The sequence below is a fragment of the Paenibacillus sp. FW126-R14 genome, assembly GCF_058789495.1.
In genome coordinates, this window is the sequence record NZ_JBYTBS010000055.1 from 1 (window position 1) to 20,780 (window position 20,780).

The 20,780-nt window shown below is 44.3% G+C and carries 20 protein-coding genes, 1 tRNA gene and 1 pseudogene; 18 read left to right on the forward strand and 4 right to left on the reverse strand.

Going from position 1 to position 20,780, the window contains the following annotated elements; translation table 11 throughout:
• Positions 1 to 245: 245 nt before the first annotated feature.
• From AC3WRW_RS26355 to AC3WRW_RS26365, 3 genes and pseudogenes are all read left to right on the forward strand, one after another.
• A complete protein-coding gene (locus AC3WRW_RS26355) occupies positions 246 to 2,213 on the forward strand; it encodes a methyl-accepting chemotaxis protein (protein WP_492549241.1) in 1,968 nt (655 codons plus the stop codon).
• Positions 2,214 to 2,981: 768 nt separating this feature from the next.
• Positions 2,982 to 3,080: pseudogene (locus tag AC3WRW_RS26360) on the forward strand (phage terminase small subunit-related protein); the annotation flags it as partial.
• Between the two features lie 180 nt (positions 3,081 to 3,260).
• Positions 3,261 to 4,013 (forward strand): type II toxin-antitoxin system PemK/MazF family toxin, encoded by a 753-nt coding sequence (locus AC3WRW_RS26365; RefSeq protein ID WP_492549201.1) that lies wholly within the window; start codon positions 3,261 to 3,263, stop codon positions 4,011 to 4,013.
• Positions 4,014 to 4,331: 318 nt separating this feature from the next.
• On the opposite strand, the gene AC3WRW_RS26370 is transcribed toward AC3WRW_RS26365, so the two are convergent.
• Positions 4,332 to 4,404, reverse strand: a tRNA-Val gene (locus AC3WRW_RS26370).
• A gap of 365 nt (positions 4,405 to 4,769) precedes the next feature.
• Here AC3WRW_RS26370 and AC3WRW_RS26375 point away from each other — a divergent pair.
• Positions 4,770 to 4,964, forward strand: coding sequence for a hypothetical protein (locus tag AC3WRW_RS26375; RefSeq protein WP_029196081.1), 195 nt, complete (start codon positions 4,770 to 4,772; stop codon positions 4,962 to 4,964).
• Positions 4,965 to 5,121: 157 nt separating this feature from the next.
• On the opposite strand, the gene AC3WRW_RS26380 is transcribed toward AC3WRW_RS26375, so the two are convergent.
• Positions 5,122 to 5,415 (reverse strand): hypothetical protein, encoded by a 294-nt coding sequence (locus AC3WRW_RS26380; RefSeq protein ID WP_492549202.1) that lies wholly within the window; start codon positions 5,413 to 5,415, stop codon positions 5,122 to 5,124.
• Positions 5,416 to 5,479: 64 nt separating this feature from the next.
• Here AC3WRW_RS26380 and AC3WRW_RS26385 point away from each other — a divergent pair, with 64 nt between their 5' ends.
• Positions 5,480 to 5,623, forward strand: coding sequence for a hypothetical protein (locus AC3WRW_RS26385; RefSeq protein WP_492549203.1), 144 nt, complete (start codon positions 5,480 to 5,482; stop codon positions 5,621 to 5,623).
• On the opposite strand, the gene AC3WRW_RS26390 is transcribed toward AC3WRW_RS26385, so the two are convergent.
• Both AC3WRW_RS26390 and AC3WRW_RS26395 read right to left on the reverse strand, forming a co-directional pair.
• Complete coding sequence (locus tag AC3WRW_RS26390) at positions 5,613 to 5,822, reverse strand: alpha/beta-type small acid-soluble spore protein (protein ID WP_492549204.1); 210 nt, start codon at positions 5,820 to 5,822, stop codon at positions 5,613 to 5,615. The genes AC3WRW_RS26385 and AC3WRW_RS26390 overlap by 11 nt on opposite strands.
• 144 nt (positions 5,823 to 5,966) lie before the next feature.
• On the reverse strand, positions 5,967 to 6,128 hold the full coding sequence (locus AC3WRW_RS26395; RefSeq protein ID WP_171686150.1) for a hypothetical protein: 162 nt from the start codon (positions 6,126 to 6,128) through the stop codon (positions 5,967 to 5,969).
• Positions 6,129 to 6,398: 270 nt separating this feature from the next.
• Here AC3WRW_RS26395 and AC3WRW_RS26400 point away from each other — a divergent pair, with 270 nt between their 5' ends.
• The 13 genes from AC3WRW_RS26400 (at position 6,399) to AC3WRW_RS26460 (ending at position 20,774) form a co-directional block, all read left to right on the forward strand.
• The gene (locus tag AC3WRW_RS26400) at positions 6,399 to 6,725 is read left to right on the forward strand and encodes a hypothetical protein (RefSeq protein WP_171686149.1); all 327 of its coding nucleotides are present in this window, start codon (positions 6,399 to 6,401) and stop codon (positions 6,723 to 6,725) included.
• Between the two features lie 166 nt (positions 6,726 to 6,891).
• Complete coding sequence (locus AC3WRW_RS26405) at positions 6,892 to 7,440, forward strand: superoxide dismutase family protein (protein ID WP_492549205.1); 549 nt, start codon at positions 6,892 to 6,894, stop codon at positions 7,438 to 7,440.
• Positions 7,441 to 7,461: 21 nt separating this feature from the next.
• A complete protein-coding gene (locus tag AC3WRW_RS26410; protein ID WP_492549206.1) occupies positions 7,462 to 8,097 on the forward strand; it encodes a hypothetical protein in 636 nt (211 codons plus the stop codon).
• A 247-nt stretch (positions 8,098 to 8,344) separates the two neighbouring features.
• A complete protein-coding gene (locus AC3WRW_RS26415; RefSeq protein ID WP_492549207.1) occupies positions 8,345 to 9,670 on the forward strand; it encodes a response regulator in 1,326 nt (441 codons plus the stop codon).
• A gap of 95 nt (positions 9,671 to 9,765) precedes the next feature.
• Positions 9,766 to 11,103 (forward strand): ABC transporter substrate-binding protein, encoded by a 1,338-nt coding sequence (locus AC3WRW_RS26420; RefSeq protein WP_492549208.1) that lies wholly within the window; start codon positions 9,766 to 9,768, stop codon positions 11,101 to 11,103.
• A gap of 6 nt (positions 11,104 to 11,109) precedes the next feature.
• Entirely contained in the window at positions 11,110 to 11,994 is an 885-nt protein-coding gene (locus AC3WRW_RS26425; RefSeq protein WP_492549209.1) for a carbohydrate ABC transporter permease, read from the forward strand.
• A gap of 18 nt (positions 11,995 to 12,012) precedes the next feature.
• A complete protein-coding gene (locus tag AC3WRW_RS26430; protein WP_492549210.1) occupies positions 12,013 to 12,843 on the forward strand; it encodes a carbohydrate ABC transporter permease in 831 nt (276 codons plus the stop codon).
• Positions 12,844 to 12,851: 8 nt separating this feature from the next.
• The gene (locus AC3WRW_RS26435) at positions 12,852 to 14,387 is read left to right on the forward strand and encodes a sulfatase family protein (RefSeq protein ID WP_492549211.1); all 1,536 of its coding nucleotides are present in this window, start codon (positions 12,852 to 12,854) and stop codon (positions 14,385 to 14,387) included.
• 137 nt (positions 14,388 to 14,524) lie between these two features.
• Complete coding sequence (locus AC3WRW_RS26440; RefSeq protein WP_492549212.1) at positions 14,525 to 15,868, forward strand: ABC transporter substrate-binding protein; 1,344 nt, start codon at positions 14,525 to 14,527, stop codon at positions 15,866 to 15,868.
• A gap of 65 nt (positions 15,869 to 15,933) precedes the next feature.
• The gene (locus AC3WRW_RS26445; protein WP_492549213.1) at positions 15,934 to 16,857 is read left to right on the forward strand and encodes a carbohydrate ABC transporter permease; all 924 of its coding nucleotides are present in this window, start codon (positions 15,934 to 15,936) and stop codon (positions 16,855 to 16,857) included.
• Positions 16,842 to 17,690: a carbohydrate ABC transporter permease gene (locus tag AC3WRW_RS26450; RefSeq protein WP_492549214.1), complete on the forward strand. Its 849-nt coding sequence runs from the start codon at positions 16,842 to 16,844 to the stop codon at positions 17,688 to 17,690. The genes AC3WRW_RS26445 and AC3WRW_RS26450 overlap by 16 nt, the downstream gene beginning before the upstream one ends.
• Positions 17,691 to 17,737: 47 nt before the next feature.
• A complete protein-coding gene (locus AC3WRW_RS26455) occupies positions 17,738 to 19,369 on the forward strand; it encodes a glycoside hydrolase family 16 protein (RefSeq protein ID WP_492549215.1) in 1,632 nt (543 codons plus the stop codon).
• 25 nt (positions 19,370 to 19,394) lie between these two features.
• Positions 19,395 to 20,774 (forward strand): ABC transporter substrate-binding protein, encoded by a 1,380-nt coding sequence (locus AC3WRW_RS26460; RefSeq protein WP_492549216.1) that lies wholly within the window; start codon positions 19,395 to 19,397, stop codon positions 20,772 to 20,774.
• Positions 20,775 to 20,780: the final 6 nt, after the last annotated feature.

A 20,780-nucleotide genomic window follows, 5' to 3' on the forward strand; every position in this document is an offset into this window, starting at 1 on the left:
AAACTATATCACATAGTATTTTTTTGATTCTGTGTTGTATTTAACAAAAATGAAGAAAGCTGTTGATCGGTGAATAAGGGGGGGATGATTTCGACTCCTAAATATCATCAGTCCGCGGATATCAGATGATTTTGCAGGAAAATGTTGAAAAATGTCGAAATAATAGATGAGTAATCTCTGAAATTATAGAAAAGGGGAGCAACATGGCTTTTAAATCAATCAAACACAAAATAATTTGGCCCTTGATGGTAGTGTTGTTGGCAGTGTCCGTAGGGACAGGAACAATTACGTATCGACAAACGGCTGAAAGTCTTCATGAGAAAGGTTTTACAACGTTAGAAACAGCACGAATTGGAATTGAGAACGCATACATTGCGAGGAAGGCAACGGAAAGTGTGATGGAGAGGGAGATGGTTGGACAAGCAGTCCTCCTGTCGTATATGTATGATAAAATTCCTATGAACTTTAAGCAAGCCGCCGAATTAGCCGGGCGCTCCGGTATCGACGAGTTTTGGATCACCAATGCACAGGGACAGTTAGTACTGACCAATGCGGGCGAAAAGATTGACTTCAATTTTGGGGCTGACGCCAAGAATCAAGCATATGAATTTATGGATTTAATTACCGGCAAACAGAAAATAGTAACGCAGCCGGCTCAGCAGCGGAGCATTGATTCTAAGGTGTATAAATACGTCGGCGTGTCCGGATGGACATCTCCGCGCATTGTGCAAACAGGAAGAGATGGAGCCACGCTAACCGAACTCGATAGCAAAATCGGAGCGAAGCCGGTGCTGACTCAGCTAAAGTCGGAGCTTGGCGGAGATGTACTGTTCGCGGGGATCGTTGATTCCACAGGTAAACTAGTTGCTTCTTCCGATGATACCATTTCACAGCTTGACGCGGAACTGCTGGACTCTCTAAACGTTAGTTTGGCAGGGGCTGACCACAAAGCATACAAGACGATGTCGTTCGATGGAACGAAAGCCAAGTATTATTTTAAATCGCTATCGAACGGTCAAGTGCTCGTACTTGCGTTGTCGGAGCAGGTATTGACAAAATTCTTTTATACAACCTGTATTGCCACACTTGCAGGCTTACTGATTGCCGGGGCTGTATTGTTTTTAATTGTCAGTCGCCAGTTCAAGAGGTTGGAGAGACTGCAAGCAGCAATGGTCGCGATAGCTCAGGGGGACGGAGATTTAACGAGAAGATTGCCCGACGCCTCGATGGATGAAATCGGCAGACTGTCGGCTGCGACAAATCAATTTATTGAGAAAATTCATGCCATCGTCAAGGATGTTAAACAATCTGCGAGTCTAAGTAAAGGTAATGCAGATCATATCAAAGATTCGATGAAACAAACAAATACGATTTCTTATGAAATCAATACGACAATCCACGAATTGGCAACAGCTGCTGCGAGTCAGGCGGAGGTAGTGGAGGATGGGATGAAGGGCGTTCAAGAATTGGCCGAATTGATTGATGACACCAACGAACACGTTCAAATTCTACAAAATAATAGTGCTATTATTCGGGAGAAGGAAGAGCGAGGCGCTGAAGCGATGCAGGCGATGATCCAGTTGATTCGCAATAACGTTGCCGTGACCAGAGAGGTAGAGTCCAGCGTTAGTAAACTCATGCATGATATTGACGCCATTCAAGAGATGGTCACGACCATTCACTCTATATCGAGGCAAACCAATTTACTTGCGCTTAACGCTTCGATTGAGGCAGCTAGGGCCGGAGAAAATGGCCGCGGATTCGCCGTAGTCGCTGCTGAAGTGAGAACGCTTTCTGTTCAGGCAGGCGAGGCAGCTGGCCATATTCAGGTGTTGATTGAGAACGTTTTGCATTCTGCCCAGCAAACGTCTACAGCGATGGAGCAGTCGCTTCATATCGTAGGCTCGCAGGAAGAGAACGCAGGGCAGACATCCCATACATTTGATTTAATTCATACCTCTTTGCAGCAAATGCATGAATCTATTGAAAATATCACGACAGATATGGAGCGTGTAGATAACCGTAAAAACAAAATTGTTAAGTTTATCGAGCTTTCCTCAGCCAGTTCCGAAGAAACGGCGGCAAGTTCCGAGGAAGTTTTGGCCAACGTAGAGACGCTAGGCGAAATGTTCGATCGTGTACATAAAGAAACGATTGAGCTGCACAATCAGATGACGAGCTTGCAAGAAGTTGTTGATAAATTTAAAGTGTAGTATTTGATAAGTTTTGCTTGAGAACCCTGTGAGGGGTTCTTTTTGTTCTGATACCTAAACAAAAAGCATCGAATAAGGTTTATTGAAACTACGAAATACAGATGGTTTACTTAAGGAGATTGAAGAAGCTTTGTCGAGGCTTAGCGATAGAGAGCACAGATACACTTACAGGCAAAAAATTAATCGTCGTCGGAATGTTATGGCATGTGTGACCTTAGGCATAAACCTTATTTTAAAAGTATTTAAAGTGAGCTAAGACGATCAATTAAAATGATGAGTTAGTGTAATGGGGGAGCTTAAGCATGTCGTATACTTATAATATTGAGATCACCTAAATATGTAAAACTGAGAGGACTGATTTAATGAGTTCAATAGTTATTATTGTCATTATGTTCGTTATTTTTTGTTTAATTGGCATGTTCAGCAAAGACAAGAGTAGAAGAAGTAATTCTAGCCATAGTCACAATCACAGCACTAATCAGTTTATTAATAATTCTTCAGATCATGATATCCATCGCCAGCACCACAATCATCATAACAACCATAATCATATTCATCATGACCACCATCATCACAATCACGATCATGAACATCACAATCACCATCACAATGATTCCTCTAGCGGAGGCGGAAGTGATAGTGGAGGTGGTAGTGACAGCGGAGGCAGTAGTAGCAGCGATTAATTGTGAGAGTCTAATTGGCTCTTTTTTTTAATTTGTTTCCAACTTATATTCTGGAGGTGGCAGATATGTAAGGCCAAGAGAGCGTGGCTCGGATAGGGATAAAGCCAAACAAATATGGCTCGAGAGCAGCGGTAAGCTGAAGCTCAAGGTAGTGGTATCGGCTTCTGTACTCATATTTGTGTAGTTGCTCTTAGTGGCAACGGGCAGACTAACAGAGCAATAGAAGTATGTATGCCACAGTTTCATCATACTTATCTGACTGCTCCCACGAAGGTATGAGTGAGTCAGATTACTACAACTTTACACTAGTCCTAACCTCCTATTTTGTCATATAATGGTAATATATAGGGGGGTGATAATAGGGATGAGCTTTAGTATTAATAGATCAAAACTACAAAATCTCGCAAGAGCAGCAAACGCAAAAGTCTTATCAGGAAATTCAGTACAAGACGTGTTTACCTCATTTAAGCTCAAAATGTGGAATTTGGCTGATTTTATTAGTGCATTTGACAGCTACACAATGGCGAACTGGGTGCTATTCAAAGACAGATGGATACATAATCATACATACGAAAACACTCAGAAATATAAAAGAGGGAAGATTGTCATGGTGGACTTGGGTGCTTCAAATTTTAGGAACGAACCTTCCTATGAACATCCATGCATTATTTTGGCTAATCGAAAAAACAAAGTTCTTGTAGTCCCTTGTAGCGGAGGAGCATATGGGAAAGGATACTCTGATGTTATTGATTCTGTCGCTAATACACAAGGATTTAAAAAGAATACAGGGGTACAAGTTGGAAGTATAAGATGGATTCATAAAAATAGGATACTTTATAAGATGAGCGGCGAAGCCTCCAGTGAACTTCTAGATAAAATTGATGAGTTTCAGCTTGCATTGATTCCAATGAATACTAAACGAAATTCAATAATTAATATGCTCCTTTCTGATAAAACAAAAGATGAGAAGCGGATTCGTGAATTAACCAACGAGATCTCTGAGAAAGATAAAATTCTTGAAGAAATGATGGAATGGTTTGTATCACATGAAGGCATTGAAAAGCAAGTGGTTGAAGAGAAACTCTCCGAGATTTTGCTAAAAAAGATTGCAAATTAGAATTTTCCATGTTACTTTATTATTACCTAGAGCGGAACGCTCGCAAGCACATGCCTATTATGGCGTGACCAGAATGTTTTTCTTGGGAGGCTGGATACTTTTCCAGTCTCTGTTTCATTTTATTACTTATAAATAAATATTAGATTACACAAGTCCGCTCCCACCAAAATGGAGTGGCTTTTTTGTTATTTCTGAAGATGAGAAGAAGACTAAGCTCTACTTTAATTGAAGGAGAGTAGGTTATGCTGCGAGCCTTAAATGAAAAATAGATAACAAAAAAACCCTTATTTATCAAGGGTTTCTTGCAATGATTTGCTATGACCTGTAGTGGGCTCGAACCACTGACCCCTACCCTGTCAAGATAGTGCTCTCCCAGCTGAGCTAACAAGTCGTTTTGTGAAGACAATTAGTAATATACCAAGAATTCTTAAGATTGTCAACACATACATAACTGTATATGTTATTGACGCCATAGGCGGAAAAACTTCATGAAAAGTTGGTAAGATTTACGCTTCTTTTTGGACCTTGGAATATAGGATAGGTCGGTCGCTGAAGCGGGTATGGCCGTTGAACTGCCTTTACCGAGCAGGATGGAAAGTTCATCATTTGTTAAGCCTTGGGATGTCATGGGAGTTGTCAACCTTTCTGGACGATCATGTCATTAATATATCAAAAAATAAACGAGTAGGATATAGGACTTTCATATTAGCGTGATTTATGGTAACTTGGTGTCATTAGAGTTTGGGAGGAACAGGAATGACGAAGCAGCAGCATCGATGGAATTTGCGTTTGAAGAGCAGCAATGTGTATTTAGGTACGGTATATTTAGGCGACCCGCTGCCTGAAGTGGAAGATGTGATTATGATTGGCGAGAAGAAATATACGATTCTCGAGCTTGGAAGCAACCGTGATGCAAGCGATGTATTTGTTGAAGAAGTAAAAAAGAAATAACGCATAGCCAAAAGCGCTGTCTAGACGGATATTTCCGCTAAGCAGCGCTTTTATTTGTAGATAAGAAAGTATAAGTTTTATACTTTTGCTTCGCATCTACCTTGACAAACGCGCCCGCCCTAAAAGGACGGCGAAGTCGTTTATCCTTGTGGGCAGGCTAGGCGATGTTGTAAAGGGAAGCGAGACAATCGACGAACATTTTGTTATACTCCTCGCGGGTATAGTCTTTGTTGCAGGCGATGTCTCTTCCGAGGAATTGGAACCAGGTGATTTCGGTTTGATTTTTTTTGTAGATGAATTTGCCGTGCTGGATGAGGAATGTAGCGTTCTCAAAGTAAGGTACGTTGTCAAACTGAAGCGTTTTTTCACCTTTTTGTTCGCTGACTAATGTTGCCAACAGAATGAGCATGCGGTACGGATCTCGGAATATTTCATATTGCTGTTCAGTCATGATTACCACTCCTTTTGGTATCAGGGATAAGGTCATCATACTAAAGTGCTAATGCGAATAAAATATGCAGGCTAAAACTGGTGAGGATATCGAAGAAATAAAGGACGATTTTGAAGAAAAAAAGAAAAAGACTGAAGGCCACTCTAAGGAGGATCGAGTGAAATCAGTCTTTTTGAGCTTGCTCCTACATCAAAGGATTAACGTTTGAAGCTGGAAAGTTGCTGTTCAGCAAGTTGTACCAAACGCTTCGTGATGTTTCCGCCGATTGCGCCGGCATCACGTGTTGCCAAGTTACCATTGTAGCCAGTAGGGGAGAGAGGGACACCAATTTCCTGAGCGACTTCAAACTTCAGTTGATCCAATGCTGCTTTTGCTTGTTGTACGACTAAAGTGTTGTTTCTAGCCATTCAAAATCATCTCCTTTTTTATGGTACACCAGTATTATTTGAATGTTCAGAAAATTTATACGCAAAAAAATAAAAAAATCCATAAAATTAATAACCCCCCAACCGGTTGGCTGGAGGGGAGATTTATTTTAAAATAAAGATTAATTATTCCTCTTCGGATTCCACGCTTTCTTCAGCCGCTGCAGCCTCTTGGCTAGCTTCAGCTACTTCCTCAGCCGCCTCTTCGTTCACTGCTTCTACTTCTTCAGCGGACTCTTCGGCGATTTCTTCTTCATTTTGGGATACTACTTCTTCCTCTTGGCTCATATATTGTCACCTCCTCTGATATGTATAGTAACATTCTATCTGCTTCTAGCAGGGTATTCAAGAGGGAATAAAGCGTTTTCAATAGATTTAATGTAACCTTAATGGAATTGTCAAAGCATGTTGAAAGCGCTTAGCAATATGGGTCGTTTTATGTTTGGAAATGGCTTATTTTCGCCGGATTTTCATGATAAGCATGTTTTATTTTTCTATGAATATACATGAAGCGAAGCAGCAAAAGCTTATGATCTGCTCTTATTAGGAGGAGTCCGAATGAACCGGTCGGATGTTATTTTGGAACTGCAGCTAGTACCCGAATTGCTCAAACAAGCCGAAGCTATTTATGTGGATGCGGTATCGGAGCTAAGTTGGGCCAAACATCAGCTTTTGGCGAAGGAATGCGAGGTCATTGGAGACGGTTTGGTCACGGGAAAAAATGAACAGCAGCGTCAGGCCGAAATCTGGCCATATACGAAAGATTTGCAGGAGCAAGTGCTGCGAATGGAGGATGCCGTCGAGCATACCAAGGTAGAGTTTCATTTCTACAAGCGGAAACTTGAGAATCTTCAAATCATAGCGAAATTGATGACCATTTTGTAAATAGGACGATCATCATCCAAAGTCTGCAATCGGAAGATTGCGGGCTTTTTGTTATTTCTGAATGGCTTATGAAAATTTATTCTTGGGATACGGTTACAGCAGAAGTCAGTTGCGCATCATAAGGTTAGATGATGTAAAACGCAAAGTTTCGGGAGGATAATACTTAATGAAATCACTGAAAACTGTTGTAACTGTAAGTCTAGGACTGCTCGTACTGACAGGATGTCAAACCGTCAAAAGCTCAGCGATTGCTGAAACCGCCTCATCACCGCCCCTGCAAGTTACATTAATTGGTACGAATGGACAACCTACCGGAACGGCTCAATTAACGGCTGTTCAGGAGGGGGTACGGATTGATCTTCAAGTTAGCGGGCTGAAGCCGGGTCTCCACGGATTTCATATTCATGAAAAATCAGTTTGTGAGGCGCCGACTTTTGACTCGGCAGGCGCGCACTTTAATCCGACGCATAAACAGCATGGATTTCTCAATCCTAAAGGCTTTCATGCCGGGGACCTTCCTAATCTTGTTGTAGATGAACAAGGGAATGGTCGTTTGAGTACGGTCACTCAATCTGTTGTGCTGCTTCCTGACAAGCCGAATTCGTTGCTAAAGCCAGGAGGGACTTCTCTGGTTATTCATGAGAAAGAAGATGATCTGAAGACGGATCCATCCGGTAATTCTGGTAAACGAATCGCCTGCGGTCCCGTGAAATAAAGGAAGGAGAATCTTGACATCATGATCAAAACACAAGATCTCAAGCTGCAAATGGATGAACTCACAAAGCAAAATGATTTGGTGCTTATCGAGCTCGAGCAAGTGAAAAAAATGTTGTTAGGCGGCTCCCAAAACTCCCAAGGCTCTCAGGGATCTCAAGGCTCCCAAGGCTCTCAAGGATCTCAAGGATCACAGGGGGGACAAGGAGGCCAAAATCAGCAGCAGCAAGCTTCTGACTCCGGTCAACAACAAGCTCAGGGACAAGATCAAGGGCAAAGCCAGAGTCAAGCTCAAGGTCGGGGTCAGGGTCAGGGTCAAAATGAAGGTCAAGGTCAAAACCACCAAAGTCAAAACGGTCAAAACCAAGGTCAAAACGGTCAAAACCAAAATCAAAGTCAGGGCCAAGGCCAGCAGGCATGTCAAAATGGCGGCAACGGCCAACAAGTCTCGGACTTAGCCAATGAATTGCTGAAAATTAAGGATATGGTTGAAAAGCTTGAACAGAAGACGTCTCAATATGTCAGCAGCCAATCCAATAATGGCACATTATCCGAGAAGGATGCCGTGAATCTGATATTGACGTTAATGAACGGAATGGTCGATTGGGCCAGCGAATTTGTCTCCTCTAAAGCATCCTCCAACGGACAGCTGCAATAACCGAATATCTCACAAATGGTGATCGCTCAAAATCTGCCAGTCTGGAAATCCAGACTGGTTCTTCTTCCGGTTAGCTTTGCAAGCGCTTACTATCATTCCGGCGGAAATACCACGATATTTGGTTTATGCCATTTTTTTTGGATCATGAACATGAGCATGCTTTTTATGTGCAAAATAGTATAAAGTAGAAGAAATAGAAGAAATAGAAGAAATAGAAGAAATAGTAGGGGGAAAGAGGAGGGGGCCTATGCTGAAATTGCTGATCGTCGATGATGAAATCGAAATCAGGGAAGGTTTAGTGGCGCTGAATTGGGCGGAACTGGGGCTTGCCGTCACAAAGGTTTGCGAGCATGGGCTCGAGGCTTACATGTGGGTTCAAGAAAACCCGGTAGATCTCGTTTTAACGGATATTCGTATGCCGCATATGGATGGGATTGAGCTTGCTGCGAAGTTACATGAGCAATTTGCTTTTACGAAGGTTATCGTTCTCTCAGGACATGATGATTTTGAATATGCTAGAAACTGCATGCGCTATGGTGTTGAGGATTATTTGCTAAAGCCGCTTCGCATTGACCAATGGAGAGACACTATGCTTCGGGCCGTCGAAAGCTTGAATAGGGACAAACAACAGCAACTGCGAACCGAATTGCTCGAGAGGCGTTCGAATTTGTTGACGGGCGTTTTGCGGAAGAAATTCATCCAGCATTGCACGACTGTGCCGATTACGGAAGAAGAATGGGAGGAAGGATGCTCCAGCAGCGAGATGTTGATGGAGCATCCGCCATACACGGTTTGCCTATTGCGATTTGACGCTGCGGTGGAGACTCATGGAATTGACTTTCGATTGCTGGCTTTTGCCATGAATAATGTTGTGAACGATTTATTGGCTGATCATCATGGCTACCAGTTCGTGAATGAATTTACGGCCGAAATCATATTAATCGCCCAAGGGACGGAGTCTGTCATCGATAAGATGAAGGAGCTGCGAAAACAGTTATACAGCCTAAGAGGGCTTTTCCCGTCTACCTTCTCGATAGGTATTGGACATGCCGTATATGCGCCGAATGAGCTTCCAAATTCAAGAAAGAGTGCGGAGCAGGCATTGGCCAAAGGGGGGAGGGATTGCATTCATTGGAATGAGCCGCCTGACAAATCGCCGCGTACTGAATCTGGTGATCCGTTAAATTTGTTGCATACTCTGGTTGTAGATACTTCAGAAGCGATGGGAATGAATATTGTTACGCAGGCTAAGGCGTATATTCGAGCTAATTACAACCGGTCCATTACGTTGACTGAGGTTGCAGAGCATGTCCATTTTAACGCCAGTTACTTAAGTTATCTATTCAAAGAAGTATCCGGTGAGAATTATATTTCATACTTGACCCATTGCCGGATTGAAGCTGCGCGGAAGCTGCTCAGGACCACCAATTATAAAGTCTATGAGATCGGGGAGAGGGTCGGTTATGAGAATCCCAGATACTTTTCACAAATTTTCCGTAAATTAACGAGCCAAACCCCCTATGAATACCGCAATGGATCGACCTACCCATTGACCATCTCCCAAAAAAAATGAACATGGATCTAAAGATAGCGGCATTGAGACGATGCCGTTTTTTCTTTACCCTTTAACTAGGCAACAATAACGTACACTTGGAGGTTGAACAGTAAATGGGGATGACCTATAGGAAAATGGTGCTAGGGACAACGGCATCCGCTGTATTCGTCTTGTCGCTCGCAGCGTGCTCTACGACAAAAGCGCCGTCTAATTCTGCGGCAACGGGAGGGGCAGGCTCTAGCACGGAGGCCGCTAAGAAAACAGAGATGACTTTCGTTAGTTGGTCAAGTGAAGAGACGACTGGAAAACCAGTGATTCAAGGAGATATGGTCGCATCTTGGAACCAGAAAGAACCAAACACAACGATCAAGACCATTGGCTATCCTTGGGCCACCACCTTGGAGCAGCTAATTGTCAAAGCACAAAGCAAACAAGAGATGGATATTTCCCAAATCGATGTCACTTGGTTCAAGACGTTGAAGAGAATGAACATAATGCTCGATTTCAACACGCTGCTTGACCCTCAGTGGATCAAAGACAATTTCGATGCGGCCGCTTTGAAAGCAGGCCAAGAAGATGGAAAGCAGTATGCGCTCCCATGGACCGTCGCTGCAATTTCTATGCTGTACAATCCTGCGTTGCTTGAGAAAGCGGGTATCACGCAAGTACCGACAACGCTGGCTCAGTTCGAAGAGACGCTGGCAAAGATTAAAGCCAATAATCCGGACGTTATTCCTTATGCGGCCATGACCAAGAACGGAGCCAACATTGCGCAGGACTTTCAGGCTTGGCTGTGGACAAATGGGGGAACCTTGTTTAATCAGAGTGGCAACGTCACGATTAACAATGACCAAGGCGTTCAAACGCTTTCCTGGTTAAAGAGCTTGCTGGACAAAGGCTATATTAAAATGGATATCGATCGTGTGGAGGCACGCAACCTTTTTTCGCAAAATAAAGTAGCTTTCTACGATGACTCGATTGTAGCTCGCGGCTTTCAACAATCCAAAGGCTTCTCAGAAGCCGATATGCCGAAACATATGGTTCCTATGCTTCGTCCGGTTGCGAAGGAAGGCGATACGCCCCAGGCCAAACTATGGGGGCACTATCTGATGATAAGCAAAGATGCCAAAGATCCTAAGAAAGCTGCTGAGTTTGTTAAGCATATCCTATCTGACGAGCTCGCTATAAAATACTACAAATCGGCGTCCGTTCCTCCGGTTATCAAGAAAACCACGGAGCTGCCGGAAGTGAAGAACGACACGTATACATCGGGATACTTGAAGGTTGCCTCGTTCTCAAAGCCGGGTGAAACGGATCGGTACGCTCAGTCCAAGACGATGGAGCAAATCATCGCGGAGGAGATTCAAGCGGCATTGCTGAATGCCAAAACACCACAGAAAGCCTTGGATGACGCGGCAGCCAGATTGAAAGAAACGATGAAAAAAGAGTAATCCGCTATGATGAATACTCCTGCTAAAAAGGCAGATACCCGATTCGGTTTTCTGCTTCTTATTCCAGCACTTGCCGTATTTGCGTTAATTATATTTTATCCGTTTCTCAGTTCCTTGGCATTAAGCTTTACGAATAAAAGCTTGCTCGTACCGGAAGCCGGATTCAGCGGTTTTGCTAATTTCATAAGCCTTTTTAAAGATTCGAATTTTATCGAAGTATTACTGCATACGCTTGTCTTCGTTGCGGGCGGGACACTCATTCCCTTCTTGCTTGCCTTTGCATGGGCGATTGTTGTCAATCAAGGCTTTCGGGGAGAGAAGCTGCTTCGCACTTTAACGCTTATTTGCTGGGTAATTCCGAGTACTTCTATAGGATTCATATGGGTATGGATGTTCAACGGCAATTATGGCGTTATCAATGCCATGCTGAAGAGCGTAGGTCTCATATCCGAGAACATTACGTTTCTGGGAAGACCGGATACGGCTATGATGGCCGTCATCATCGCCAAGACGTGGCAGACACTTCCCTGGTTTATGGCATTTTTATTAGCCGGATTGCAGTCTGTCCCACAAGATCAAGCGGAGGCGGTTAAATTGGATGGAGGCAGCAATTGGACGGTGATGCGCCATGTCATCCTTGCCCATGTGAAGTCCCTTGTTTATATCACTCTCATTCTGGGTACAATTGGCAGCTTTCAGCAGTTTGATCTCATTTGGGTTATGAGTCAGGGAGGCCCTGCCAGGGCAACAACAACGCTTACGATCGAAGTCTACAGACGAGCATTTGAGAGCTATGATATCGGCGGTGCTGCAGCGGTTGGCATGGTTTGGGTGCTGTTGTTGTCGGTATTGGCCGTGATGTACGTGCGCAGCATGAAGGATAAAACATAAGCGGAGGTAGACACAGCGATGTTTGAAAAAACGGCAGGCTTTCGCATCTTCTTTTGGACGACATTGATCGTAGTTGGTTTATTTATTTTATTTCCTCTGTACTGGATGCTAAATACGGCTTTAAAGCCAGCAGCAGAAACGCTATTGCCGACCTTTAGACCTTCGCATCCGACACTTGAACATTTTGGGAAAGTGATACGGGATGTGCAAATCCGGCAGTATGTGAAAAATAGCCTCTTCACTGCGGGCGCCAGCAGTTTATTTGCGACGCTGATCTCCGCTTATGCAGGCCTTAGTTTTTCCAAATTTCGCTATAAGGGCCGCAAAACGTTTATGACTGCTGTTATGATTTCCAAAATGTTTCCGCATGGCGTATTGCTCTTATCCATTTATTTGCTTATGCAGCGCTACGGATTGTTGGACAGTTATTTATCCTTGATCTTGTCATTTATCACCTTTACGCTCCCGGTGGGAACATGGACACTGATGACCTATTTCGATGAAATTCCAAACGAGCTGCTGGAGTCGGCCAAAATGGATGGGGCAAGCTGGATGCGAATCACCCATAGAATCATTTTTCCGCTTGCTGTGCCCGGACTGATTTCAGTTGCCATTTTCGGATTTGTACTGAGCTGGAATGACTTATTATACTCGTTGACACTCGTGACAGATCCGGCTAAACGAACTTTAGCGCCCGGGCTTGTTATGACCTATATTGGCGAAGGAAGCTCTGATTATGGGGGGATGATGGCTGCTTCCATTCTAGTGTCTGCTCCGGTGACCGTCATTTTCCTCTTCTTGCAACCACTTTTCGTCAAGGGCTTAACGTCCGGCGCTGTGAAAGGATAGGTGGGGACGTGAACAGTTCCAAAAAAAGACCTAATGTCATTCTGATTACAACGGATCAACAACGCAAAGACAGCCTGGGATGCTATGGCTCATCCTTCGTGCATACGCCTCATTTGGATAAAATGGCGAAGGAGGGGGCCATTTTCGATAGGGCCTATTGTACCAACCCCGTATGTACGCCTAGCCGGGCCTCTATTTACAGCGGCAGGTACGTCGGCAATCACGGAGCATGGAATGTGGGAACCTCTATCGCGCCGGATGAAGTGCTGCTTTCACATCGGTTTGGGAATAACAGTTACCGGACGCACCATATTGGGAAGGCTCATTTCCAACCCTACTTTCTTTCCCCCGAGCAATCGATGGAGTCCAAGGAGGATGGGTGGGAGCGGAATGTAGAAGCTTTCGACGGACCGTACTACGGTTTTGAAACGGTTGAGTTGGCGATAGGCCATTCGTTATATGGAATGCGGGGGCATTATGGTCTCTGGGTCAAAGAGAAAACCGGTGCAAAGGAATTTAAAGCATCGCGGCGAAGCTCAATGTCATTTGGCGGCGAAGCGTACGATTGGGAGCTTCCGGAGGAGCTTCATAACAGCCGATGGACAGCGGAGCGGGCAGCCGCTTTTATTCGCAATCATGCTTCGGAGAAGGAGCAGCCCTTTTTTCTCAGCATCGGTTTCCAAGATCCGCACCATCCGCATGCTCTGCCGATGGAGCGTGCCAAGCAGGTGAAGCTCGAGGATATTCCCCTCCCAACTTATGCGAAGGGCGAGCTGCTGGACAAGCCCCCGCATTATCAAGCTGTGCATAGCGGACAATGGAATGAGCGGCATCCGCTTCATGGTGCCTTTCCGATGGCTGGCCAATCTTCGGACGGCACGGATTACAGACAGGTGAGCGATGAAGATGCCAGATTGGGTAAAGCTTACTACTATGGCATGGTAGAAATGATTGATGAGGGAATTGGGCATATCCTTGCCGCGTTAGAGGAAGCAGGTCTTGCTCAAGAGACGATTATTATCTACACATCCGATCATGGCGAACTGCTTGGCGACCATGGGATTTGGATGAAAGGGCCCTTTCATTATGAACAACTGATTAATGTCCCTTTAATCATTCATGGCCCTGCCTATATCCCTGCTAACCGCCACTCTGCGATTGCAAGTCTGGTTGATTTAGCGCCGACGCTATTGACTTTATGCCGCTTGGAGCAAGACGGCGCGCGGCTGGACGGCAGCGATCTAACCCCTTTATTGCATGGCTGGACAGACAAAGTGCGTGATGCAGCGTTAATTGAATGCATAGATGATCCGAACAAGCTGCGCCTTAAGACGGTCGTCTCCGAGCAGTACAAATTGACGATTTACTATGGCGAATACAATCTTCAAGCCAGAGAACTTTATGATCTAAGCATAGATCCACTGGAAAGAAACAATTTATGGCTTCATCCTGATTATAAGGAGATCCAATTGACTATGCTTATCAAGCTGCTGCATGAATTGGAGAAAATGGAAACCAGACAGAAGCGGGCGGCTTACGCCTAGTTTCATGGCGATTAATCCGAAAAAAGTTTGAATTGACAAAAAAATCTAGTTTACTATAATGGAAATATACATAAAACTCATTGATTTACTTGGAATTGGTTTCGAAATCTATGTTCACCATAGGAAGGGGTTTGAAAATGAGAAAAACAATAAATTTGATTGCAACGCTTGGCATGCTGTCCAGCTTGGCAATTGGCTGCAGCACACCGGCAAATCAAGCCGGAGACATACAAACGCAAACACCGAAGGTCGTCGAGAAGAAAGAAGTCACTTTAAAAATGTATGAAACGGCTGGCCGTGCAGCGGAGACATCCGATCTGGCAAAAGTGATCAAAGCCTTTACGGAAAAGACAGGAATAAAGATTCAAATTGAACCTGTTCCGGGTACTGGTCAGGATGTTTACAAGAAAGTCGACATCTCCTTATCGGCAGGCGAAGAAATAGACTTGATTTCGATGCGTAATCCTACAGCCATCCACAAGTATTCATCCAATGGTTCATTAGTGGCCTTGGACGATATGATGAAACAAGATCATTATGAGGCAAAGAAAGTGTTTGGAAATTACATCCCATTGTTCGATGGAAAGACGTTTGTACTCCCGGAAGCAGTGGGAAAATGGGCGGTATTTTACAATAAAAAAGTTTTCGACGATGCCGGCGTTCCTTATCCCCCAGCCTCATGGACTTGGGATCAGTATATGGATACCGCCAAGAAACTGAATAATCCGGCTAAAGGGATTTACGGCACTTATAACCTCGATTATGACGTGTATTTGTTCTTTACAGCGATGCAAAAAGGCGTTTCACCTTATAAAGAAGACGGTACGTCCAATTTTGATCATCCAGCCTTTAAAGAGGCTTTGAAAAACTTCGGTTCTCTCGGCAACGAGTATAAGATTCAACCGAGCTGGCTGGAGTTCAAGACGAAGAAGCTCCAATTCGACGGATTTATGTCCGGTCAATACGGCATGATGCTGATTGGCGACTGGTTGACTAGTACAATATCGGACACCAAGAAGTATCCGCGAGATTGGAAAGTAGGCATTACCCAGATTCCTGTCCCGAGCGATAACAGCGGCAATCGTAATTTGGGGATCGTTTCCGGCTATGGTGTGAGTAAAACTTCTAAACATGCGAAAGAAGCTTACGAATTCGTCAAGTTTCAAGCGGAAAATTTCTACAAAATTTCCGGTTTTACCCCGGCTCGCGTTGATTTAAGCAAAGAGCAAGTAGATGAAGGGTTCAAAGTCTTAATGAACAGAACAAAAGAAGGTGACTTTACCCTTGCTGAATATAAGAGTGCAATAACTGACAACCAATTAGGCTTCTTTAACGAGAAGATTGTAGGTCCGGCTGCTGCGGAATACGCCAATATTATTTTGCAAGAAGGGGAGTTGTATTTGGTCGGACGGAAATCCTTGGACGACACGGTAAAATCGATAAAGGAGCGGGCGGACAAAGCCATAGCAGCGGCAAAGTAACGGAAAGCATGATTCGGAGGTCGGCTTTCAGCAGAGAGTCCGACCCTCACTTTGAGGTGATGGATGTGGAATTAGAGAAAAATACACTGCTGAAAAAAAACAAATATACATTAGAACGCAAAGAAGCGTTGGTAGCTGTAACGTTCATTGCTCCATTTATGACAGGCTTCCTCATATTTGTAATTACGCCGACCTTATACGCATTCGTGATCAGTTTATTAGATTACAATGCGATGAAGGAATTGAGCTCAGTCAAATGGTTGGGATTTGATAATTATATAAGGATCCTCAGGGATCCCATAGCCATTGGAGCTTATGGAAGAAGCGCGTTGTACGCCCTTTTCTTTGTTCCTGCGACATTAGTTGTTTCGTACCTGACTGCTCTATTGTTAAATCGTTCATTCTGGCTCAGAGGGTTAGCCCGATCTTTCATTTTATTGCCCTATGTGGCCAATATGGTTGCGGTTGCCCTCATTTTTTCTATTTTGCTCAATCCTTTTGGCGGGCCTGTTAATACGATACTTATGTCAATGGGAATCGAGAAACCTCCATTATGGCTCGGAGGCATTCAGAGCGCTTTGCCTACCGTGGCTATGATAAATGCATGGCAAGGTTTTGCTTTTCAGACCATCGTGTTTTTAGCAGCCTTGCAAATGGTATCAGCTGATTTATATGAGGCTGCAGAGATTGATGGAGCTAGGAGATGGCAGAAGTCGTGGTATATCACCTTGCCATTAATCTCTCCTACTACGTTCTTTTTGATAATAACAGGGATTATCCATTCGTTCCAAAACTATGCGTTGATTCGCACATTAACAAATGGCGGACCGGGAACCTCTACCCGGGTCATCTCCTTAAACATTTATGAGGAAGCTTTCACTTATAACCATTACAGCTACGCTTCTGCGCAAGCCATCCTCTTATTTGTATTCTTATTGATTATTACCATCGTTCAATGGAAGGGACAGAAGAAATGGGTGCACGACTAGGAAGCAGCAAAGAGAAATATCGCACTGAAAACATGGTGCTTAGTTTGTTTATGTTTGTATTTTCTCTCACAATGGTGCTCCCCTTTATCTTTATGCTATCGGCTTCCTTGAAAACGTCAGCGATGGTTTTTTCCACACCGATGCAAATCATACCCGCAGATCTACATTGGGAAAATTATGAAAATGTGCTTAACCATACTTATTACCTTACCTGGTATTGGAATTCGCTGAAGACTGTGGCCTTCACGATTGCATTTCGCATTCTTATCGTGACCATGGCCGCTTACGCCTTCGCCCGATTGAGGTTTCCGGGGAAAGACATCTTATTTCTCATCTTACTGGCTAAGATCATGGTTCCACAAGACACAACGATAGTGACCAGATTTTTGCTGTACAAGAATATGTCCTTGTTGGACACGCACTGGGTCATCATTATCCCCGCAGCTTTTGATGTGTTCTTTTTGTTCCTGTTAAGACAATTTTTCATCGGCATTCCCAAAGAATTAAGCGAATCGGCAATCATAGACGGCTGCAATCACTACGGCGTATATGTCCGAATTATTCTCCCATTGGCTAAACCGGCAATCATTACGATGATCCTATTTACGTTTATATGGACCTGGAACGATTTCGCCAACCCGTTTATTTTCATCACGAGTATGAAAAATCAGTTGGTTACTGTCGGACTCACATTCTTCGCAACGGAATACGGCTCGGACTATGCGATGCAAATGGCTGGCGCAAGCTTAATCATTATGGTTCCGATTCTATTCTTCGCTTTTACGCAACGATACTTTGTTCAAGGCATTGCACATTCAGGAATTAAAGGGTAATAGCCATTCTGAAGGATAGGAAAAATATGGAGGAGGCAGATGTAAAGATGAAGAAAATCGCTTGCTTGTCTATGCTGTTGTTGGCCATTGCTGCGCAAGGTGTTTGGGGGAATGCAGCAGCATCTGCAGCAAATCCGGCCTCTGATCCAAACAATGCGCAAGGTTGGTCATTTATGGAGGAATTCTCGGATGAATTTAATAATGGGACATTAGATGAAGGCAAATGGGAGAAGCTCCCTTTTAGCTGGCGGGATACCTGGCTATGGGATGACGATCAAGCCGTTGAAAGCAATGGCAGCTTGAACTTAACCATGGCTTATGAGGCAACTGACAAGCACAACCAAACTGTGAAAAATTGGACCACCGTTGGCACGGCAAATGCAGATTCTGTCACAACGGAGCAGCATCGAAGCGGGGATTCCGCATTAGTGCATTACTTGTATTCCCCGTATCATGTACAGACCGAACAAACGATTAAAGGTCTTGTAAATGGAACCTATTCGTTTACCGCTTATGTATGGAGCGAGGGGGAGCAAACCACAAAGCGGTTAGTTGCCAAAGACTTTGGCGGAACGACCCAATATACAGACATTGACAGCAATAATGGCGGGTATATCCAGTACACCATCGATAACATTCAAGTAACGAACGGACAATGCACAATTGCCATCGAATCGGACGCTCCCGCTTACTCTTGGCTGAGAATTGACGATGTTGCTTTCTTTCATAACCTTTCGCCGCAAACTAATCTTGTCACGAATGCCGGCTTTGAAACAAAAAATACGGTTTATTACAAATCAGGCGGAGTGAGAAGTTTTGCCGAAATCAAGTATGGTTATCTGGAAAGCCGCATGTTCGGATCAACGCCTATTCCAGGAACGTGCCCGGCATTCTGGTTATATGGAGGAGATGACACCTGGGGGAATGAAATCGATATTATTGAATTTGGGCAAACACCTTCCAATATCCGCGCTTTAGATATGGTGCTGCATAACTGGAAGAAACCCGGTTCTACTGCTCATTGGAGCAGCGGCGGCACGTATGTTGGTTCTTTTAACCCATCTTCCAGCTATCATACCTATGGTTTAGACTGGGGCCCCGGATATCAGAAATGGTATATTGACGGTGTATTGAGACGAACAACGAATTACGCAGATTATGATCAAATTGCTATGCAGATCTATGCATCGCTAGGGTTAAGGGAGCCCTACAATACAAAAGCAACAAGCTCAGGCTTTCCCGGGACAGCAAGCTACGATTATGTAAGAGTATGGAAGAAATCGGAGCAATCTATTGATGATAGTTTAACAGGCGGCTATCAGGCACAGTTTGACTTTGACGGAAATTGGACGGCAGCTGCCCAGAGCGGTTCTTACTTGGGTAAAACTCACTTTAGCAGTACAACGGATGATTATTATCAAGTTAAATTTTATGGTACTGGAATCAATGTCTTTAATTCCAAGGGTCCTGGTCAAGGGATAGGCGCCTATTCCATTGATGGCGGAGCGGAAATATTAGTTGATCACTACGCGGCAGCCCGTGTAGATAACGTTTCCGTATGGAGCAGTCCCAATTTGACGAAAGGCTTGCATACACTTAAAGTCCGGGTCAGCGGAACAAAAAACACGAGTGCTACGGGAACTAAAATAAGCGCAGACCGAGTTGATATCTTGAACTAGGTTTTATCTAAAAGGAAGCGATAAAATGCGATGGCGTTCAACTGCTCTGGCCATAGGTTTTGTACTTGGATGTGCAGCCCTTGTCATGGCATATGAAAGGAAATTCACGGCAATGACGCCTTCTGATTTAGCGGATTTGAGTGACTCTTCGCGCGTTACGGTTACATTTGCCGCACGGGACATTGAATTGACGCCTGTCATGATTGCCGATTTTGAGAGAGCACATCCGAACATCGCCATTCGACGAATGGATCAGGAGCAAGGGAAGATGGCGCTGCTTAGTAAAAGCAGAGAAGCGCCGGACATTTTGCTGATCCGTGGTGCTAAGGAACTGCCTTATTATGCTTTGCACGGGCTTGCAATGAATCTGGATGACCGAATCAATCAAAGCCCGCTATTTCAGCAGGAAGATATGTTTCCGATTACCGGCGCGTTTCGATTTAATGGGAGTGAACAGGGAAAGGGTTCTTATTATGGATTTTTGAAGGATTGGTCGCCTGATTTCACGATTATGTACAATAAAACCTTGTTTCATGAAGCGGGAATTCCATATCCTGATCCGGAAACTCCGATGACTTGGCAGCAATTGCTCGATTTGGCTGAAAGGTTGAATGATCCTAAAGCGGCTGGAACCACGGCGAGTCACGAGCAATATGGCTTAGGGATTCATAACTATTTTACAGCGCTTAATCAGGAGGTACTCTTGCTGCAGCTCGCCCAGCTGCGGCAATCCCCTTGGTATGATAATCACCGCAAAGCAGACTTCACATCACCTGAAGTTAGGCGCATCTTTGATTTTTGGGGAAAGGCGGTGGACCGTTCGATCGGCCCTACGCCACGGAATGGAGAATTAAGAACGCCAGCGTCCTTGTTTCTACAAGGGAAGATGGCTATGTTCATGGTCGGGTACTGGTTCTACAGTTCTATAAGCCAGCAGCTGGGTTCTAGCGCATTGGCTGATTTTGGATTCGCGCCAGTTCCGGTTTTTGCGGATGGGAAGCGCCTTTCACCCGTGCAAGCCGGAGTTGGCGGGATCATCTCCGCTCAAACCATCCATTCGGAAGAAGCGTGGAAAGTATTCGAATGGTTCTTTGCAGGTCCTCCCGTCGATGAAAGAGCATTGAATGGGTGGGGGCTGCCCGCTTTTCGTTCCAAGATGAAGCTGCTTCCCCAAAATACGGAAGCTGAGCGTTCAGCGCTTGCGTTCGTACAATCAGAGTTAGCCTACTCCGATGTTTTCTTGGATAATAATCCGTACTTACTGGAAAATACACTCAATAACGGGTTGGATAAATATGTTTTCCCGGCGTATTTCAATCCTGCGCTGACGGATTCCGTTTTCTATAAGTTGTCAGAAGAAATGAACCGTAAGATACAGGAAAGTATGAATATGAGTGGCCAATAAACAGAA